Source organism: Microbacterium trichothecenolyticum, from assembly GCF_030818955.1.
Lineage (GTDB): Bacteria > Actinomycetota > Actinomycetes > Actinomycetales > Microbacteriaceae > Microbacterium > Microbacterium trichothecenolyticum_B.
In genome coordinates this window covers 2,575,508-2,593,613 of record NZ_JAUTBF010000001.1, presented here as the reverse complement: position 1 = coordinate 2,593,613, position 18,106 = coordinate 2,575,508, and the positions used below count along the sequence as shown (strand labels likewise).

Here is an 18,106-nt window from a genome sequence, read left to right as displayed (position 1 = left end):
CGTGGGCAACCTCCCTTCGTCCCTCGCCCTCCGCTCGTCCGCGGGTGGGCCGCGCTCAGCCGCGCGTGATGTCGGTCACCCGGCCGCCGGCCAAGCGCAGCCGCCGCCGCGCTCGTCGCGCCACGGCCGAGTCGTGCGTCACGACCACCAACGTGAGTCCCTCGGTGTTCAGCTGCTCGAGCACGTCGAGGATCTCGTCGCGCATGCGCTCGTCGAGGTTCCCCGTCGGCTCGTCGGCCAGCAGCACGCGCGGCTGCTTCGCGATGGCGCGAGCGATCGCGACGCGCTGCTGCTGTCCGCCCGACAGCTCGCTCGGGCGGTGGTCGTGCCGGTCGGCCAGCCCGACCCGTACCAGCGCGTCGGCGATGCGGCGCAGCCGCTCGGGACGATCGAGCCCGAGCGGTTCGAGACCCATGTCGACGTTCTCGGCCGCGGTGAGCGTCGGGATGAGGTTGAACCCCTGGAACACGAAGCCGATCTCGTGGGCGCGAAGGCGAGCGAGCTCCGCGGCCGATGCGCGGGCGATGTCGAGGTCGCCGAGCATCACCGTTCCCGCGGTGGGTCGGTCGAGCGCTCCCAGCATCTGCAGCAGTGTCGATTTGCCGCCCCCCGTGGGGCCCTGGATGGTGACGAAGTCGCCCGCGGCGATGTCGAGGTCGATGCTCGCCAACGCCTGCACCTGGCGGTCGCGCTGGCGGTATGTGCGGGTGACGCCCTCGAGGCGGTAGGCGAGGGTGGTGTCCGTGGCTGAGATGAGGGTCATGATGTCTCCTTCGAAGGGGATGCCGGTCACGCGACCGAACGCAGAGCGGCGGCGGGGCTGAGGCGTGCGGCTCGCCACCCGCCGAACGCGCCGGCGAGCACGCCGCCGAGCACGGCGATGCCGACCGCGGCGATCACGACGCCGGGGGTCACGGGGGCGCTGAGGACGATGTCGGTGGCCTGGGCGGCCGCCTGACCGAAGCCGCCGGGGGCCCCGCCCCCGAAGCCGCCGCCGGGACCGCCCTGCGCGCCGGGGCCACCCGCCTGCGTCGACGACGACACCGAGATGGTCGGCGCGATCACGTTGACGAGCAGGATGCCGCCGAGTCCCAGGATCAGTCCCGCCGCGCCCCCGATCAGCCCTTGCGCGAGCGACTCGCCCGCCACCTGCCGCACGATGCGCCCGTTCGACCAGCCGATCGCCTTGAGCGTGCCGAACTCCCGGGTGCGGCGCGCGACGCCGGACAGGGTGAAGAGCACCGCGAGGGCGAGCGCGACCAGTAGCACGACGATCGACAGCCACGTGCCGAGGTTCGAGATCATCGTCGACGCGCTCGAGAGCGAGCCCGAGACGGTGGACGCGAGCTGCGACTGCGAGCTGACGGTGGCGTCAGGAAGCGCGGCCGAGATCTCGCTCTGCACCGCATCGATGGCATCCGCCGACGACGCCTGAACGTACACCGTCGAGACGACATCACCCACGCCGGCCAGCGTCTGCGCCACGTCGAGGGGAAGGTAGACGTTCGCGGCGGTGTCGGCGTCAGCCGAGGTGGAAGCGACGATCCCGACGACCTGCATCGCCGTGCCGCCCACCTCGATCGTGCTGCCCACCGACAGGCCCGCGCTCGCCGCGTAGGTCGCGTCGACCACGGCCACGTCGGTGCCCGCGTCGGATGCCGTGAGGGCACGTCCGTCGGTGACGGTCACCGACGAGAGCGGGCCGACGGATGCCGCGGGGTCGACGCCGAGCACGGTGAACGAGTCGATGCCGAAGGCGCTGCCGCCGTCGCCGCCGGGCCCTCCGCCGGACGGGGGCTGCTGCGGCATCCCTTCGCCCTGTGCGGAGCCGGCGCTGCGGTCGGGCATCTGCCCCGAGAACGTGGTGTTCGTCAGCGACAGCGCGCCGGTAGCGGCCGAGACCCCGCCGAGGTCGGCCACGGTCGCGACCGCGGCGGCGTCGAGGGTTCCGCGCCGCATGTCGGTCATGAGCCGAGACTGACTGAGCGTCGTGGTGCCGTCGCTGGTCGCCCCGTCGTCGGCACCGAAGTCGAACCGGGGGCCGCCGCCCTGTGCGGGCTCGGCCTGCGCGCCGGTGACGGTGAGATCGGTGCCGACACCGTAGACCGACGACAGGGCCTGCTCCTGGGCGTCGCGCACTCCCGCCGAGAGGGCGTTGACGACCATGACGAGCGCGATGGCGATGGCGAGTCCGACCGCGACGATCACGGTCTGCTTGGTGCGGCCGGCGAGCTCGCGCCGCAGGTAGGTGCCGTACATGCTTCTCCTTCCGGACGCGGGGTGCGGCCGTTCGCTGCGACGCTAGGAAAGGCACCCTCACCGCTCCCTCACGCTTCTTATGAAGCGCCTATGTCGGATGACGGTGGCAGTCGTGACGGTGCATGCTGGCTGTCGTGACCTCCCGCCCCATCCCCCTGACCCGGCCCGACGGCTCACCCGTGCGTGCGCTCGTCGTCGACGACGAAGCCAACCTGAGCGACCTGCTGCGCATGGCGCTGCAGAACGAGGGCTGGGACGCCCGCACCGCCGCGAACGGGCAGGAGGCGCTGAACACCATCCGCGAGTTCGGTCCCGATCTGCTCGTGCTCGACATCATGATGCCGGGCCTCGACGGTATGGAGCTGCTCACGCGTATCCGCGCGGCCGGCAACGACGCACCGGTGCTGTTCCTCACCGCGAAGGATGCCGTGGAAGACCGCATCGCGGGCATCTCGGCCGGTGCCGACGACTACGTCACGAAACCCTTCAATCTCGAGGAGGTCGTCGTGCGGCTGCGCGGCATGGCCCGTCGACATGTCGCGGTCGTCGCCGGCGCCGATCCGCGCCTGCGCGTCGGTGACCTGTCGCTCGACGAGGAGGCGTACGAGGTCGAGCGCGGCGGCATCCCGATCAAGCTCACCGCGAAGGAGTTCGAGCTGCTGCGCTACCTCATGCAGAACCCGCGCCGTGTGCTCAGCAAGGCGCAGATCCTCGACCAGGTGTGGAGCTACGACTTCGGCGGCAACGGCGGCGTCGTCGAGATCTACATCTCGTATCTGCGGAAGAAGGTCGACACCCTCGGCGAACCCCTCATCCACACGGTGCGCGGGGTCGGCTACACGATCAGAACGCCATGACCCGACGTCGGTGGACGCTGCGACGCACGCTCGTGGTGGGAACGAGCGGGTTTGGTCCTGCTCGCCTTCGTCGCGATGAGCGTGGCAACCGTGCTGGCCCTGCGCTCATTCACGCTCGACCGCCTCGACCAGCAGGTGCGCGAGGGGCTGTCGTTCGCCGTCGGCCGCGACGCGTTCGACGGTCACGGGGGCGAAGGCCCGGGTGGGGGCGAACCGCCGCCGGGGATGGATGCCGGCACCCCGGCGCCACGCATCGGCACCCTGATGGCGGTCATCGGCGACGACGGCACCGTCCGCAGCTCGGGGTACACGCGGGCAGACGGGACGGTGGTGTCGTTGACCGCCGACCAGATCGCGCTGCTGCGCTCGTCGGTGCCGACCGATCGTGCTCCGACGACCGTCGACTTCGGGGGTGAGCTCGGAGCATTCCGCGTCGCCGCCGCCGAGGACGACGGTGCCCTGATCGTCGCCGGCAACTCCGAAGCCGATGTGACGGCGACCACCACGGCGCTGACGATCATCCTCCTCGCCGTCTCCGCCGTCACCCTGCTCATCGCGGTGATCGGCCTGTCGTTCTTCGTCCGGCGCAGTCTGCGACCGCTCGACCGGGTCGCCGACGTCGCCCAACGCGTGTCGACGCTGTCGCTGAGTGCCGGTGACGTCGAGATCCCCGACCGGGTCGCCACGGCCGACACCGACCGCGCCACCGAGGTCGGCCGGGTGGGGTCGTCGCTGAACGACCTGCTCGGGCACGTGCAGTCCTCGCTCGCCGCGCGGCACCACAGCGAGGAGCAGCTGCGGCGCTTCATCGCGGATGCCAGCCACGAACTGCGCACGCCGCTGGCGAGCATCCGCGGGTACGCGCAGCTGTCGCTGGGCGAGGCCGGGCCGATGACGCCGACCCAGGCCCGCTCGTTCGACCGGATCGAATCGGAGGCGCAGCGCATGGCATCCCTCGTCGACGACCTGCTGCTGCTCGCGCGGCTGGATGCCGGACAGTCGCTGCGGCGCGAGGAGGTGGAGCTGACACTGCTCGCCGTCGACGCGGTCAGCGATGCGCAGGCGGCCGACGCGACCCACGAGTGGCGCCTCGACGTGTCGGACGACCTCATCTCCGTGACGGGTGACGACAACCGCCTGCGCCAGGTCGTGGCGAACCTGCTGCGCAACGCCTCCACCCACACCCCGGCTGGTACAACCGTGACCCTCTCGCTCGCGCGTGAGGGCAACGATGCGATCCTTCGGGTGTCCGACACCGGGCCGGGGATCGACCCGGCCGTGGTGGGGAGGTTGTTCGAGCGGTTCGCGCGGGGCGATGACTCCCGAAACCGTGATGCCGGGAGCACGGGCCTCGGGCTGTCGATCGCCCAGGCGATCACCGAGGCGCACGGCGGCACGATCTCCGTGGACAGCGCGCCAGGGCGGACGGTGTTCGAGGTGCGACTGCCGGCTGAGCGCGCCTAGGGTCGCCGGTGTGCGGTGTGCGGTGTGCGGTGTGCGGTGTGCGGCGTGAGGTGTGCGGTGGTTGGGGGTTGGGGGTTGGGCGCTGGGGGGGGGCTGGAGGGCTTGGGTGGTCGGGTGGTCGGGGCGTGACGAGCCGAGGGCGAGGGACCGGGGGAGGAGGGATGCCGCGAGATTGTCCTCCGCTTGTCCCTGATCCTCCGCTCCGCCCGCGCGAACGCGCGTTCCGCCCGCACCTCCGGCGCCGCCCGGAGCTCGGCACCGCCCGGCGCCCGGCACCGCCCGGAGCTCGGCACCGCCCGGAGCTCGGCGCCGCCCGGAGCTCGGCACCGCCCGGAGCTCGGCACCGCCCGGCACCGCCTGCAGCTCCGGCGTCGCCGCGCGCCCGGCGCCCTGCCCCGGATGCCACCGCCGCGCGCTTCGCCTGTCCCGGGCCGGGGCGTGGACCGGTCCCGGCTCAGCCGATCAGGCTCGGCTGCAGATCCCTCAGCGTGCGGTGGTGCGTCATCCGCGTCACACCCAGGGCCGCGAGCACCACGCCGCCGAGCAACCACCCGGCGAGCACGAGCAGGTCGGGCCCGACCCGCGAGACGTCGCCGCCATACATGACCTGCCGCATGGCATCCACGACGTAGCCCATCGGCAACACGTGGTGCAGCGCCGCGAGCGGGGCGGGCAGCGTCTGCCAGGGGAACGTTCCACCGGCGGTCACGAGCTGCAGCACCATCAGCACCAACCCGAGGAACTGCCCGACCGAGCCCAGCCACACGTTCAGCGCCAGCACGATCGCTGCGTACGTCGCCGAGGCGAAGACCAGGATCCCGAGAGCGGCCCACGGGTTCGCGAACGAGAACTGCAGGGCGATGGCGAGCACCGTGAACAGTCCGACCATCTGCAGGGCACCGAGTCCCGCCGGGGTGAGCCAGCCCGCGAGGGTCACGCGCACGGGGGAGCGCAGCGCCGTGATGGCGCGCTTGGACACCGGCTTCACGATCAGGAACAGCGCGTAGATGCCGATCCAGCCCGCCAACGCGGCGAAGAACGGCGCCAGGCCGGCACCGTAGTTCTGCGCCTTCGTGACGGCGCTCGTGCCGACGGCGACGGGGTCGGAGATGGCTGACGCCTGCGCCTGACGCGTGGCGTCGTCGGAGTCGGGAATCTGCTGCACCCCCGACGACAGGCCGTCGCGCAGCTGGGTCGCCCCGGTCGCGAGCTGGGCGATGCCGCTGTCGAGCTGGCTCGCCCCGTCGCGTAGCTGCGCCGAGCCATCACGTACCTGCGCTGCTGCGGATGCCGCCGTGCCGGCGCCGTCGGCCAGGGCCGAGGCTCCATCGGCCGCGGTCGCCGCCCCAGAAGCCAGCGAGGAGCTGCCCGCGGCCACCTGACGGGCGCCGTCATCGAGTCGGTTGATCTGGGTCACCGTGTCTTGCACGCGCGTGTTCGCCGCGGAGAGCTTCTCGCCCACGGTGTCGAGGCGCGCGAGGATCTCGTCGATGCGTTCCGGGCTGACGTGGGCGTCTTGGAGGGCTTTCAGGATGTCGGCACGGGCCTCGGGGAGGCGGGCGTTGGCGTCAGCGGCGATCGAGCCCACCTCGCGCGCAGCCGAGTCGATGCGGTCGACCCCGCCCGCCACCTGCTGCGCGCCGTCGGCGAGTTGCGCGGAGCCGTCGCGCAATCGAGCCGTCCCGTCGCGCAGTTGACTCGCGCCCGTCGCGAGCTGCGCCGTGCCGTCAGCGAGCTGCGACGAGCCGTCGGCGAGGGTGACCGATCCGCTGGAGAGTTGCGAGGATCCGCCCTTCGCCGTCGCGAGACCGTCGACGATCTGCGTCGCCCCGGTCGTGGCATCCACGAGGCTCACGCGGATCGTGTGCAGGGCGTCGAGCAGGCTGCGCCCGGCCTCGTCGACGACCTTCTTCGCGACCGACGCCTGGATGCGCGCCACGGCCTGCGTGCCGATGGTCGACGCGAGGTAGTTGTTCGCGTCGTTCGTGCGCAGCTCGATGTCGGCCTGACGCGGACTGTCGCTCGAGAGCGAGGCCACGGCGTCGCTGAAGTCGGTAGGCAATGTCACGACGAAGTCGAAGTCGCCGACGGCGAGCCCCGCATCGGCCTGGTCGGACGAGACGCGGTGCCACTCGAACGTGTCGCTGTCGAGCAGCTGCTCGGCCGCCTCGTCGCCGAGGTTGCGCTGCTGGCCGTTCACTTCGGCGCCCTGGTCTTCGACGACGAGCGCCACGGGCACGCTCGACAGGTTGCCGTACGGATCCTGGTTGGCCCAGAGGTAGAGGCCGCCGTAGAGGATCGGTACCGCCAGAAGGGCGACGAGGGCGAGCACCGCCATGCGGGTCGAGGTGAGCCGGCGCAGTTCCGCGGCGATCATCTGCGGGATCTTCACCGTGCGGCCTCCTCGACCTCGAGCGCATCGACCTCGAGCGCATCGATCGCGGTGCGCGATGCTTGGCCGGCGATGACCAGCACGGCGTAACCGCGCTCGGCGAACTCCTGCGCGATGCGCCACCATGCCACGGGCTCTCCGCCGTGACGGTCGGGGGCGACGAGAACGAGCCCCTCGACGTCTTTGCGCAGCGCGGCGAGCTCGAGCAGCAGGCGGATTCGCGCGGCGGGGTCGACGTTGCCGATGGGCAGGCCGGCGATCGCTTCGAGGCCCAGCCCCTCCAGCCAGCGTGCCGCGGCGAACGGCGTGGGGGCGTGGCCGGCGAACATCAGCTCCTCGGCGACGACGCCCGTGACCGAGACGTTGGGTTCGGGTTCGGCGACGACGGGCGCGTCGACGACGGCAACGCGTCGGCGCAGGGCCCTGGCATCCATTCGTCCGTCGATCGTGACGGATCCGGTGTCGACCTTCATGCGACCGGATGCCACGAGGCCCAGCACCGTGGGACGCTGCTCGGTCTCGGCGACGACGAGCGCCGCGCGCCCGCTCTCGTAGGCGGTCGTGGTCGCGGGCAGCGCGCGCTGCGCCCGTCCCTTCGACACCGCGTCGAGGACGATTCTCATTGCGCCTCCAGGTCGGGGTGCTGCGCGAGCAGGTCACGTGCTTCGGTCCACGACAGGCCCGCGATGCCGAGCACGGTGACCACCGCGATCAGGAGCGCCGCGGTCGATTCGGCATCGACGCGGGCGACGACCGTGCGCCCGGTCTCTTCGAGCAGGCGCGCGAGCGTGGGCGCGGAGATGTCGGTGCGCAACTCCCCGGCCTCCTGTCCGCGGCGGACGATCACATCGATGCGTCGACGTAGCGGTGCGAGCGCTGCGGAGGTCTCGGCCAGGTGCGCGTCGTCGAGAGCGAGGGCTGCGGCCGCCTGCACGTGTGAAGCCTCGTGCCAGAGCTCGGATGCCAGGCGGGCGATCGCCACGCGGGAATCGGCGTCGTCGACGCGATCGGCGATGGCGTTGAAGCGAGTGGCGCCGGCGGCGATAACTTCGCGCACGATGGCATTGCGGTCATCGAAGTGGCCGTAGAGGGCTCGGCGCGACAGACCCGCTCGTCGGGCGATCGCGTCGATCGAGGCACGGGGGTCGTGGCCGATGACCGCGGTCGCGGCGTCGACGATGCCGGCACGGTTCTCGATGGCGTCGCGACGGGTATGGGTGCTCACGGGGGATCAGTGTACGCCTAAAGTGCACGCTGGCGTGCAACTTATTCTGCGGCTGCGTTGAGTGGGGGCGAGGCCGAGGTCTGGCGCGCCGCGGCAGGGGATCGTTCGAGAGCAGGCTGGTCTGTCGGTGTCTCGACCTGTTCTCGCGGGATCACCTGTTCTGGCGCCCGAGCGGGTCCAGCTGGCTTGTCCGGCTGTGGCCCTGCCCTGGCCCTGGCGGGCCTGATCTCGGCCCTCAGGACAGGGGATCGTTCCAGGACAGGCCGTACTTCCGGCATTGCGCTCTGTTCTCGCGGGATCCCCTGTTCGCGCGGGACGTCGTGTTCTCATGGCCGGGGCCCTCCCCGGGCCCCCTGTCCCGCCGGGCCTCCTGCCCCCGCCCTCGGCCCGCGGCCCGCCCTCGGCCCCCGGCCCCCGTCCCGCCCGGCCCCGGCCAACCCGACCCAGGCCGAGGCGATGCTCATGGTCCCCGGTCCCCGTCCCGCCCGGCCCCGGCCCGCCGGGACAGGGGATCGTTCCAGGACAGGCCGGCACAGCGGCATCCCACCCTGTTCTCGAACGATGCCCTGTTCTCGCCGGCTCCGCTCCTCGCGGTCGCGGCTGCCCTCGCGACACGACCCGAGACCAACCGAGACCAACCGAGACCAACCGAGACCAACCGCGACGGACGAAGCCGGCGGCCCGTCGGGGCGGCCGGCTTCGTCGGAGGGGGGGGTGTCAGTCGGTGCCGGTGTCGAACGCGGCGGCTTCGCCCGCGGCATCCGTCGCCTCGGCGAGGCGCTCGCCGGCGGCATCGAGGGGAGCGGCCGGCTCGGTGATCTCGTGCGCACCGCCCGCGGCGACGTCGCCGACCAGCTCGCCGGTCGGGCCGCCGATGAGGCCGAGCGAGGCGTACTGCTCCAGGCGCGCGCGCGAGTCGGCGATGTCGAGGTTGCGCATGGTGAGCTGGCCGATGCGGTCGACGGGGCCGAAGGCGGCGTCGCCGACGCGCTCCATCGAGAGCTTCTCGGGCGAGTACGACATTCCGGATGCCACGGTGTCGAGGATCGTGTAGTCCTCACCGCGGCGCAGGCGCACGGTGACCGACCCGGTGATGGTCGACCCGACCCACTTCTGGATCGACTCGCGCAGCATGAGCGACTGCGGCTCGAGCCAGCGGCCCTCGTACATCAGGCGGCCGAGTCGGCGACCCTGCTCGTGGTAGGTCGCGAGGGTGTCCTCGTTCAGGATGCTGTTCACGAGGCGCTCGTACGTCAGGAACAGCAGTGCCATGCCCGGCGCCTCGTAGATGCCGCGCGACTTGGCCTCGATGATGCGGTTCTCGATCTGGTCGCTCATGCCGAGGCCGTGGCGACCGCCGATCGTGTTGGCCTCGCGGACGAGCGCGACCGGGTCGTCGAAGCGCGTGCCGTTGATCGCGACCGGGCGACCGGCCTCGAATTCGACCGTGACGTCTTCGGTCTCGATCTCGACCGCCGGGTCCCAGAACCGCACGCCCATGATGGGCTCGACGATCTCGAGCGAGACGTCGAGGTGCTCGAGCGTCTTGGCCTCGTGCGTGGCGCCCCAGATGTTGGCATCCGTCGAGTACGCCTTCTCGGCGCTGTCGCGGTAGGGGAAGTCGTGGGCGACGAGCCACTCGCTCATCTCTTTGCGACCGCCGAGCTCGGTGACGAAGTCGGCGTCGAGCCATGGCTTGTAGATGCGCAGGGCGGGGTTGGCGAGCAGGCCGTAGCGGTAGAACCGCTCGATGTCGTTGCCCTTGTAGGTGGAGCCGTCGCCCCAGATGTCGACGCCGTCTTCTTTCATGGCACGCACGAGCAGCGTGCCGGTGACGGCGCGGCCCAGCGGCGTGGTGTTGAAGTACGTGCGCCCGCCCGAGCGGATGTGGAACGCCCCGCAGGCGAGGGCGACGAAGCCCTCTTCGACGAGGGCGGTCTTGCAGTCGACCAGGCGCGAGACCTCGGCGCCGTACTGCGTGGCGCGGCCCGGGATCGATGCGATGTCGTCTTCGTCGTACTGCCCGAGGTCGCCGGTGTAGGTGCACGGCACGGCGCCCTTGTCGCGCATCCACGCGACGGCCACCGAGGTGTCGAGACCACCCGAGAACGCGATGCCGACGCGCTCGCCGACGGGAAGGGACTGCAGGACCTTGGACATGCCTTCGATTCTATTGGGGAAGGATGCGGGGCCCCGACGCGTGTGGACGTCTCGCCGCCATCGGGGGTCTGGGGAGGAGGGTCAGCCGATCGTGACGCCCGTGATGGTCACGGGGCTCTTCGGTGCTCCGTCGGCGCCGCCGGTCGCCGTGCCTTCGGCCGCGATGGCCTTGACGACAGCGGTGCCCTCGGGCGACATCGTGCCGAAGACCGTGTAGTCGGGGCTGAGCTGCGTGTCCTCGTAGACGAGGAAGAACTGCGAGCCGTTCGTGCCGGGGCCGGCGTTGGCCATCGCGACGGTGCCCGCGGGGTACGTCTCCGTGCCGTCGAGCTCATCGTCGAAGCGGTAGCCGGGGCCGCCGCGGCCGGTGCCGGTGGGGTCGCCGCACTGCAGCACGAAGATGCCCTGCGTCGTGAGGCGGTGGCACTCGGTGTTGGTGAAGTACTGCTGCTGCGCGAGCGAGATGAAGCTCTCGACCGTGCACGGCGTGCGCTCGCCGTCGAGGGTGAGGGCGATGTCGCCGGCCGATGTCTGCAGCACCGCCTCGACCGAACCGGTCGGGCGCTCGGTGCCCTCGGCCGGGGGCGTGACGTCGACCGCGGGCTGTCCGGACGGGGTGTACGTGCACTCTCCCGTCGCAGGAGCGGATGCCGATGCGCTCGATGCGGGAGCGGAGTCGCTCGGAGAGCTCCCGGCGCAACCGGCGAGCAGAAGCAGGGCGGAGGCGGCCAGAGCCGCGGACATCAGTCGCGTACGCACGCTCCCAGGGTAAGTGTTCGCACCCGCCGCCGCGTCTGAGCCGGGCTCCGCGGGCGCTACTTCGCGCGCAGCCGCACCAGCTCGAGGGCCGCCTTCTCGTACCAGCTGCCTGCCGTGGGGCCGCCGTTGCAGTCGCCGTCGCTCTCGCCGGGACGCTTGATCCAGAGGAGGGCATCGAGACCGCCGCTGCCACTGACGGCGCGCGGGGTGCTCCCGAGGCCGACGCCGGAAGGGTTGCACCAATCGCCGGTCCAGCCGCGGCCGTTGCGCGAGGTGTCGATGACGTAGCGGGCCTTGCCGCCCAGCAGCGCGCGCACGCGTTCGGCGTACTTCTGCTCCGTGGCAGTCGGATAGAAGTTCGAGACGTTCGTGGCGAAGCCGCGCGCCTCTGTCACGCCCGCGGCGCGCAGTCGCTCCGCCATGACCTCGGCGGGGATCCACCCCGAGTTGCCGGCATCGATGTACGACGCGATTCCCGCGGCGGCGAGGTCGCGAACCGCTGCGCGGATGAGACCGGCGCGATCGCCTTGCCCGTCGCAGTCCCCCAACATCGCGAGGGCGTCGGGCTCGACGATCATGACCGAACGCGTTCCGCGCAACGTCTGGGCGATCGACTGCGTCCACTGCCGATATGTGGTCGCGTCGAATCCGCCGCCGGAGTGCAGGCCGCAATCGCGAGCGGGGATGCCGTACAGCACGAACACCGCGGTCTTCTTCTGCCGGGCCGCGGCGGCCGTCTCCGCCTGCAGCACGCGCACGAGGGAGGCGCCGTCGTACCACTCGCCGAGCCACACCGCCGTCGGCTGCCCGGCGATCACCCCGATCTGCTTGGCGACGCTCGTGCGCCCGGCCGCGGCTGCGGCCTTCTGCGCCTCGGCTGCGGCGGAGTACGTCGGCAGGGCGGGTCCGGATGCCAAGGGGTTGGGCGCCGACGCGGTACGAGCGGCATCGGGACGCGGCGGTGCGGCATGGGCTGCGGGGGCGCCGAAGACGAGGTGCGCCGTGAGCGCCGCGAAGGTGCTGACCGTGAGCCACCGCTTCCATGCGTTCCTGGCGGGGTGTGATGACCGTCATGGGATCTCTCGTCCGGGGGGAGGGAGAAGGGGCCTGCGACAGCATTACCTTCGTGCGCGTAAGTATCACACGCACTTCCCGGGCGTGGACAGGGTGAGGCGCTTCGTGCACGTGCGCAAGGGATCGCACGAGACGAGCGGCGGCCGTGGCGGCATCCTCCCATGGGTCGGGACGAGAGCTCCCGCGCAGTGGCGGAGGCCGTGTCGGACCCTCTCGATAGGATGGGCTGTACCGCCGGAACAAGACGCGAGGAGCGCACATGCCCGGAATCGTGATCGTCGGAGTCCAGTGGGGCGACGAAGGCAAGGGCAAGGCCACCGACCTGCTCGGTGAGCGCACCGACTGGGTGGTGAAGTTCAACGGCGGCAACAACGCCGGGCACACCGTCGTCATCGGCGACGAGAAGTACGCGCTGCACCTCCTGCCCAGTGGCATCCTCTCGCCCGGCGTGAACGCCGTGATCGGCAACGGCGTCGTCGTCGACCTCGAGGTGCTCTTCGCCGAGCTCGAGGCGCTCAACGCCCGCGGTCTCGACACCAGTCGTCTGCGCATCAGCGCCAACGCGCACATCATCACGCAGTACCACCGCACGCTCGACAAGGTCACCGAGCGCTTCCTCGGCAAGCGCATGATCGGTACCACCGGCCGCGGTATCGGCCCGGCCTACGCCGACAAGATCAACCGCGTCGGCATCCGCATCCAAGACCTCTTCGACGAGAACATCCTCCGTCAGAAGGTCGAGGGGGCCCTCGACCAGAAGAACCACCTGCTGATCAAGGTGTTCAACCGTCGCGCCATCACGGTCGACGAGATCGTCGACGACCTGCTCTCGTACGCCGAGCGGGTGCGTCCGATGGTCGCCGATACGTCGCTCCTGCTCAACGATGCTCTGGATGCCGGTGACGTCGTCGTCTTCGAGGGCGGCCAGGCCACGATGCTCGACGTCGATCACGGAACGTATCCGTTCGTCACGTCGTCGTCGGCGACGGCCGGTGGAGCCTCGACCGGCTCGGGCGTCGGCCCGAACCGTCTCGACCGCATCGTCGGAATCGTCAAGGCCTACACGACCCGCGTGGGCTCGGGCCCGTTCCCGACCGAGCTGTTCGACGACAGCGGCGACTGGCTGCGCTCGCGTGGCTTCGAGTTCGGCACGACCACCGGTCGTCCGCGCCGCGTCGGCTGGTACGACGCCCCCATCACGCGGTACGCCACGCGCATCAACGGCATCACCGACCTTGTGCTCACCAAACTCGACATCCTCGGCGGGCTCGATGAGATCCCCGTGTGCGTCGCCTACGACGTCGACGGCGTGCGCTTCGACGACCTGCCGGTCAACCAGACCGACTTCCACCACGCCAAGCCCATCTACGAGACCTTCCCCGGCTGGAGCGAAGACATCTCGACCGCGCGCACGTTCGACGACCTGCCGCAGACCGCGCAAGAGTATGTGCTCGCTCTCGAGAAGATGAGCGGTACGCGCATCTCGGTGATCGGTGTCGGGCCGGCGCGCGACCAGGTGATCGTGCGGCACCCGCTGGTCGACTGACGTGCGGTTCTGGGTCGGCGCCTACGCTCCCGACGCCGGGTCGGCCGAAGGAATCGGCCTGCTGCAGGCCGGCGACCTCGACTCCCCGGGTGCCTCGGGGCCACTCGGCATGGTGGGCACCGCCGTCGCAGCCCCGGGCTCGGCGTCGTGGATCGTCGCTCATCCCGCGCTCGACCTGCTCTACGGCGCCCTCGAGGCCGACGGCACGGTGCAGGCGTACCGTCGGACCGCCGAGACGAGACTGACCGCGGTGGGGGCGCCCGTCGAAGCCGGCGCCGCGGTGTGCCACGTGGCGGTCGCGCCCGACGCCTCGCACCTCGTCGCGAGCTGCTGGGGCGACGGCCGCGTCGTGCGGATCGACCTCGACGCCGCGGGTCGGCCGTCGAGCCCGCGGATCGCGGCCGAGGCGCACGACCCCTACGCGTCAGAGCCCGGGACCGAGGCGGTCTCGACGGGTGCGCGGGTCTCGGGCGCTGTCGTCCCCGACCTGGCCGCCGCGGCACGGGCGCTGCGTGACGCAGCGGGGGCGGAATTCGGTCACCTGATCCCCGCCTACGACGAGGTGCCCGAGACCGACGCCGAGTCGGAAGAGGCCGCCGCGGGCGAACGGGTATCGCGGGCGCACCAGGCGATCTTCCTCCCGGGCGGACTCCTCGCCACCACCGACATGGGTCTCGACCTGGTGCGGTTCTGGCGTTCGGGCGCGTCTGGTCTCCGGCTGGTCCACGAGGTGGCGATGCCGAGAGGCAGTGGTCCGCGCCACGGTCTGTGGCATCCCTCGGGGCACCTGTACGTCGTGACCGAGCTCAGCCGCGAGGTTTTCGTGTTGGCGGCCGACGTCGCCGGACGATGGAGCATCGTCTCGGGTCAGTCCCTCGTCGGAACCCTCGACGGCGACACCGCCGCCGAACTGTGCGCCGGCCGCGACGGAGCGACGCTGTACGCCGGTGTGCGCGGAAGCGACACGGTCGGCGTGCTGTCGGTGCGCGGTGCGGGCGAGGCGCTTCAGCTGACGGCGCTCGCCGAGACGGGCACCCACTGGCCGCGCCACCACGTCGTCGTCGACGACACACTGCTGGTGGCGGGGCAGCTCGCCGACGAGGTCGTCTCGCTGCCGCTCGACGCGCGTACCGGCATCCCGGGCCGTGTGCGCCATCGCACGCCCTCGCCGTCGCCGACGCGTCTGCTGCCGGTGCGCTGACGCCGGTGCGTTGACGCCGTTCCGGCTGTGACGTTCGCGCCTCTCAGGTGTGTTCGAGTCGAAGCGCGTCGCCCACCCGCTGTTCCGCGGCGAGCACCGCGCCCCACGCGCCCGCCCACGAACCGAGTTCCGCGCGGACGATGGGAGGAATCGCGTGAAAGGTCGCTTGCCGACGGGCCTTGTCGACGGCCGGATCGATGATCCACTCCGGCGAGTTCGACAGGCCGCCGCCGATCACGATGACCCCCGGGTCGATCATGGCCATGACGCTCAGCAGACCGTTGGCCAGCGCCGAGGTCGCCTCATCGAGAACGGCTCGTGCGCTCTCGTCGCCCCTCTCGGCACCGTGCACCACATCGACGGCGGTCGACTGCGCGTGCACGCCGCGGGCGCGATCCCAGCGCGCACCGAGACGAGTCCCGCCCAGCAGCGACTCGAGGCACCCCGACTGCCCACACGTGCACTTCTCGCCGCGCCCGGTGGCGATGTGTCCGATCTCGCCCGCGCCTCCATGGGCGCCCTTGCGCACGGCGCCGTCGACCACGTGGGCGCCCGCGATGCCCGTGCCCAGTGCCAGCACGAACACGTCGTCGGCGCCGCGCCCGGCGCCGAGCACCGCTTCGGCGATCGCGGTCGCGACACCGTCTTGCACGACGACGCCGGGGATGCCGAGTCGATCGGACAACTCCCGAGCGGGGGCCAGTCCCTCGAGCCATCGCATGTTCGCGCTGGTGACGACCGCGCCGGATGCCTCGTCGAAGATGCCGGCCACGGTGATACCGAACGCGTCGGCGCGATCGTCGCCGAGGAAGCCCCGGGTGATCGCCGCGAGTTCGTCCATTGCGCCGATTCCTCGCGGCGTCGGCGCGTCGGCCGTGCGGACGTGCTCGAGGCGACCGCCCGCGTCGCGCGCGAGAAGCAGCTTGACTCGGGTACCCCCGTTGTCCACGCCGAGCAGGAGAGTCATCTCGTGTCTTTCGTCGCGCGCAGGATGCCGACCAGTCGACGCGCCTCGTCGGCGTCCACGCTCTCGTGCCCCCCGCCGTCGGTCGCCGCGGAACCGAGCGAGACGCCCGGCCGCCCGGCCACCGCGTGCTTGGCGGACGCGTGCACGGCGTCGACGCCGGTCGCGACGATTCGCGTCACGTTGTCGGATCGGACGCCACTGCCCGCCATGATCTCGATGCCGTGATCGGCCTGCGCGACCAGCTGCCGCAGCACGGGGAGCGCCTCGTCGGCCCGCGCGGCTCCGCCCGAGGTGAGCACGCGCGTCACCCCCAGCCCGCGAAGGCGATCGAGACCGGACGCGAGGTCGACCAGGTTGTCGAACGCGCGGTGGAAGGTGACGGCTCCGCCGTCGGCGGCGTCGGTGACCCGGGCGATGAGACCCTCGTCGACCCGACCGTCGCGCAGCCCACCCACGACGACCCCCGCGGCGCCGTGCGCCCGAGCCCACCGAACATCGTCGACGATCACGGCGCGTTCATCGTCGTCGTACTCGAAGTCGCCGCCGCGAGGACGCACGAGCACGTGCACGGCGACGCCGGATGCGACGGCCGCGGTGATCAGGCCGACCGAGGGTGTGAGCCCCCCGAGCGGGAGGGCGGAGCACAGTTCGATGCGATCGACGCCCAGGTCGGCGGCGACTCGGATGCCGGCGGCGTCCTGGACGGCCAGTTCGAACGCCGTCATCGCAGCACCGTCGCCGTCATCGCGGGCTCGGCGTCGAAGGCGTCGAAGGGGAACATGGGTCTTTCGATGCGGTGGTGTCCGAGACGGCCGAGGTCCTGGTCGACCGGCCCCGGGGTCAGTGCCAAGGTCCAGCCGGCGGCGATGTCGTAGAGCGTGGGCTCGAGATAGCCGATCTTCGTCACGATCACATCCATCTCTCGCGGATCGATTCCGATCGCGAGGAAGTCGCCGACGGCGTGGAACGCCTTGCGGCGCTCGGTCACGATCACCCGCAGCGCGCCGACACCGACGACCACGACGCACCCGGCGACGGGATCGTCGTATCGACCGAGGAGCACCCCTGCGATACGGACGGGACCGCTCACGCGGGCGTCGACGCGCGCACCGGCCTCGATGTCGACCGGCGACCCGACTGGAGTCTCGTCCAGTGAGGCGACGGCGTCGGCGTCGAAGATCGACGCCACCGCCACCGTCAGGCCGTCGTCGGAATGCGTGAGCCGCTCGTCGCGGAGCAGCTCGTGCAGCGTCCACGTCACGTCACCCGACCCGCCCGCTCCCGGGTTGTCGCCGGAATCGCTCACCAGGTACGGCCGTGCGCCACCGGCGGCCCGGTGCGCGAGCGCCGCCGAGACGGCGTCGGCGAGCGAGCCGGGCGGCCCCACGAACGAGAACTCCTCACGCGCATCCCACAGCGCACGCGCGAGTGCCTCGGCCTGCGCGGTGATCACCCCGGTGTCGGAGCCGCTGACGATGACCGTCGCGCGGCAGCGCGGTTCGTCGGCCCAGGCGTAGCCGATCCAGATCGAGGCGTCGGTCACCCCGGGCACCTCTTCGACGTCGGCGAGCCGCGCGTACAGCCGACGCGCCGGTTCCACGCGGGTGGACGTCTTCTCGCCGGGCAGCAGGATCGGAACCCGCACCCAGGCGCGGGCGGGGCGCTGGTCGCGTCCGATCCACTCGAGAAGCGTCCGCGCCGCGCGCTCTCGCGTCTCGTCGGCGTCCTCGTGGGGTGCGAGGCGAAAGCACGTCGGCAGGTCGACGGACGGCGCGTGCGAAGCGCTCCGAGACGTTGCCGTGCAGATCCATGGGGGCAGCGATGAGGGGCTCGGCGCCGATGACCGCGCGCACGGCCTGCACCAGGTCGCCTTCCGCGTCGTCCATCCCCTCGACGCCCATCGCTCCGTGCACGTCGAGGTACACGGCATCCACGTCGCCGATGTCGGCGAGACCCGCGGTGATGCGCGCGCGGAAGTCGTGGTAGACATCGGGTCGCACCTGGCCGCCCGGGATCGAGCGCGCGTAGAAGACGCCGATCCACTCGGCGGCGTCGCCCAGCGGCGTGCCCGAGGCCAGGAAGGCGTAGCGCGTGAGCACCTGAGCGTCGCTGAGCACGGCGAAGTCGGCGTACCCCGCACGGTGGGCCGCATAGGCGCTGGATTCGATCGCCATCCCGACGATGGCGATCCGGGGGAGTCGG

15 protein-coding genes and 1 pseudogene are annotated in these 18,106 nt (G+C 71.4%); 4 read left to right on the top strand and 12 right to left on the bottom strand.

All coding sequences use genetic code 11. The features are described from left to right. Positions 1-55: 55 nt before the first annotated feature. Both QE412_RS12255 and QE412_RS12250 read right to left on the bottom strand, forming a co-directional pair. Positions 56-763: an ABC transporter ATP-binding protein gene (locus QE412_RS12255; protein ID WP_307484107.1), complete on the bottom strand. Its 708-nt coding sequence runs from the start codon at positions 761-763 to the stop codon at positions 56-58. 26 nt (positions 764-789) lie between these two features. Beyond that, the gene (locus QE412_RS12250) at positions 790-2,259 is read right to left on the bottom strand and encodes an ABC transporter permease (protein ID WP_307484105.1); all 1,470 of its coding nucleotides are present in this window, start codon (positions 2,257-2,259) and stop codon (positions 790-792) included. A gap of 122 nt (positions 2,260-2,381) precedes the next feature. Between QE412_RS12250 and QE412_RS12245 the strand changes: the two genes are divergently transcribed. Then, positions 2,382-3,116: a response regulator transcription factor gene (locus tag QE412_RS12245; RefSeq protein WP_307484102.1), complete on the top strand. Its 735-nt coding sequence runs from the start codon at positions 2,382-2,384 to the stop codon at positions 3,114-3,116. Between the two features lie 75 nt (positions 3,117-3,191). Further along, positions 3,192-4,580 carry a sensor histidine kinase gene (locus QE412_RS12240; RefSeq protein WP_307484100.1) on the top strand — a complete coding sequence of 463 codons (1,389 nt, stop codon included), beginning with the start codon at positions 3,192-3,194 and terminating at the stop codon, positions 4,578-4,580. A 454-nt stretch (positions 4,581-5,034) separates the two neighbouring features. Here the strand turns inward: QE412_RS12240 and QE412_RS12235 are convergent, their stop codons facing one another. The 6 genes from QE412_RS12235 to QE412_RS12210 all read right to left on the bottom strand — a co-directional run bounded on the left by QE412_RS12235 (position 5,035) and on the right by QE412_RS12210 (position 12,033). Then, on the bottom strand, positions 5,035-6,972 hold the full coding sequence (locus QE412_RS12235; protein ID WP_307484097.1) for a YhgE/Pip domain-containing protein: 1,938 nt from the start codon (positions 6,970-6,972) through the stop codon (positions 5,035-5,037). After that, positions 6,969-7,595: a hypothetical protein gene (locus QE412_RS12230; protein ID WP_307484095.1), complete on the bottom strand. Its 627-nt coding sequence runs from the start codon at positions 7,593-7,595 to the stop codon at positions 6,969-6,971. The genes QE412_RS12235 and QE412_RS12230 overlap by 4 nt, the downstream gene beginning before the upstream one ends. Beyond that, complete coding sequence (locus tag QE412_RS12225; RefSeq protein WP_307484093.1) at positions 7,592-8,197, bottom strand: TetR/AcrR family transcriptional regulator; 606 nt, start codon at positions 8,195-8,197, stop codon at positions 7,592-7,594. The genes QE412_RS12230 and QE412_RS12225 overlap by 4 nt, the downstream gene beginning before the upstream one ends. A gap of 717 nt (positions 8,198-8,914) precedes the next feature. Continuing rightward, positions 8,915-10,357 (bottom strand): argininosuccinate synthase, encoded by a 1,443-nt coding sequence (gene argG / locus QE412_RS12220; RefSeq protein ID WP_307484090.1) that lies wholly within the window; start codon positions 10,355-10,357, stop codon positions 8,915-8,917. Positions 10,358-10,438: 81 nt separating this feature from the next. Beyond that, positions 10,439-11,116 carry a peptidylprolyl isomerase gene (locus QE412_RS12215; RefSeq protein ID WP_307484088.1) on the bottom strand — a complete coding sequence of 226 codons (678 nt, stop codon included), beginning with the start codon at positions 11,114-11,116 and terminating at the stop codon, positions 10,439-10,441. A gap of 56 nt (positions 11,117-11,172) precedes the next feature. After that, a complete protein-coding gene (locus tag QE412_RS12210) occupies positions 11,173-12,033 on the bottom strand; it encodes a glycoside hydrolase family 6 protein (protein ID WP_307484085.1) in 861 nt (286 codons plus the stop codon). Positions 12,034-12,449: 416 nt separating this feature from the next. On the opposite strand from QE412_RS12210, the gene QE412_RS12205 reads away from it, so the two are divergent. Both QE412_RS12205 and QE412_RS12200 read left to right on the top strand, forming a co-directional pair. Next, positions 12,450-13,736, top strand: a complete 1,287-nt coding sequence (locus tag QE412_RS12205) for an adenylosuccinate synthase (RefSeq protein ID WP_307484082.1) — start codon at positions 12,450-12,452, stop codon at positions 13,734-13,736. 1 nt (position 13,737) lies between these two features. Beyond that, positions 13,738-14,937, top strand: coding sequence for a lactonase family protein (locus QE412_RS12200; RefSeq protein WP_307484079.1), 1,200 nt, complete (start codon positions 13,738-13,740; stop codon positions 14,935-14,937). 43 nt (positions 14,938-14,980) lie between these two features. On the opposite strand, the gene QE412_RS12195 is transcribed toward QE412_RS12200, so the two are convergent. The 4 genes and pseudogenes from QE412_RS12195 to QE412_RS12180 form a co-directional block, all read right to left on the bottom strand. After that, on the bottom strand, positions 14,981-15,904 hold the full coding sequence (locus tag QE412_RS12195) for an ROK family protein (RefSeq protein ID WP_307484077.1): 924 nt from the start codon (positions 15,902-15,904) through the stop codon (positions 14,981-14,983). Continuing rightward, on the bottom strand, positions 15,901-16,629 hold the full coding sequence (locus QE412_RS12190) for a copper homeostasis protein CutC (protein ID WP_307484075.1): 729 nt from the start codon (positions 16,627-16,629) through the stop codon (positions 15,901-15,903). The genes QE412_RS12195 and QE412_RS12190 overlap by 4 nt, the downstream gene beginning before the upstream one ends. Further along, a complete protein-coding gene (locus QE412_RS12185) occupies positions 16,626-17,834 on the bottom strand; it encodes a M81 family metallopeptidase (RefSeq protein ID WP_307484072.1) in 1,209 nt (402 codons plus the stop codon). The genes QE412_RS12190 and QE412_RS12185 overlap by 4 nt, the downstream gene beginning before the upstream one ends. Beyond that, positions 17,743-18,078, bottom strand: a pseudogene (locus QE412_RS12180) (M81 family metallopeptidase); the annotation flags it as partial. The gene QE412_RS12185 and the pseudogene QE412_RS12180, both read right to left, overlap by 92 nt. Between the last annotated feature and the right edge of the window lie 28 nt (positions 18,079-18,106).